Origin of the sequence: Nonomuraea sp. NPDC049784, assembly GCF_040659615.1 — a bacterium.
In the GTDB taxonomy this organism is placed as follows: Bacteria; Actinomycetota; Actinomycetes; order Streptosporangiales; family Streptosporangiaceae; genus Nonomuraea.
The window spans coordinates 1-1,118 of sequence record NZ_JBFAMX010001286.1 but is presented as its reverse complement, the minus strand read 5'-3'; the positions used below and the strand labels follow the sequence as shown (position 1 = coordinate 1,118).

The 1,118-nt window shown below is 71.6% G+C and carries 1 protein-coding gene; it reads right to left on the bottom strand.

Annotation, left to right across the window (positions count from 1 at the left end; translation table 11 throughout):
• On the bottom strand, positions 1 to 1,118 hold a 1,118-nt coding region (locus tag AB0J09_RS65470), incomplete at both ends, for a tetratricopeptide repeat protein (protein WP_360714659.1).

The following is a 1,118-nucleotide window of genomic DNA, read 5'->3' as shown; positions in this document are numbered from 1 at the left end:
CCCAGCGTTTCGGCGAGGGTCGCCTGCTTGAGCCAGTTGTACGGGCTGCACGGACGGACGTTGACGCGCTCGCTCACCAGCACCCGTGCCACGTCCCGCCGCCCCGCCCGCAGGGCCGCCTCCAGCAGGGTCTTCTGTACGGCGTCCCGCTGCGCGTGGCTGCCGCCGAACTCGTTGACCCGGTGCCGGATCGGATACAGCGCATCCACCACCGCGTCGTAGTCGCCCCGGCCGAAGGCCACCAGGGAGCGGCACACCGGCAGGCCCACCCGGAGGGTCATGTCCTGGTTGGTGACGCCGGGACGCGGCTCCAGCACGTACGCCTGCCGCGTCGCGATCAGCTTCTCCGCGTCCCCGACCCGACCGGCGCCCACGTACGACATGACCGCGTGCATGTCGTTGAACGCGTAGAACGGCTCGCCCACCCGGACCGGCCACGCGTCGGCCAGGGCGCGCCACCGTTCGCCCTGGTCGGAGCCCTCCAGATAGAGGCGCCAGAGCAGGGCGGCGGCGTCCAGCAGCTCCATACAGGACTGCCCGTCGGCGAGCACCGAGTCGTAGATCGCCAGCGCCCGCGCCTCGTCGCCCGACTCCAGCGCGTAGAGACAGTAGTGCCACCAATTGTGGATGTTGAAGAAGGTGCCGGTCGACCAGTCCGGGAGCCGCGCGTCGAGGTAGCGCACGCCCTCCCCGAACCGGCCCTGCATCTCGTACGTGTGCACCACCGCGTGGATGCCCCACACGTCGCGCGGGTTCAGCTCGACCGCGCGCAGGCCGACCTCCTCCGACCTGTCGTAGTGTCCCGCCTCCTCCAGGCCGAAGGCGTACATCCCCAGGACATGCCCGAAATGCCGGTCGTCTTCCCGCCAGGCGTTCAGGGCCCCGCCGATCCTGTCGCGCAGCGAGCGCGCGTCGCCGGTGAAGAAGTCGACCTGGTGACCGGCGGTCAGTGCCAGGGCGTCGCGCGGGTGCTCCACGGTGATCTCGCCCAGGAGCCGCCCGCACGTCAGCCAGTCTCCGTCGAGCAGCGCCTGCGCGGCCGCCACGTGCGCGCGCTCGCGTGGCAGCAGCGACGTCTCGTCGATCCTGCGGCGGAACGCGGCGAAGCGCGCCCGCGC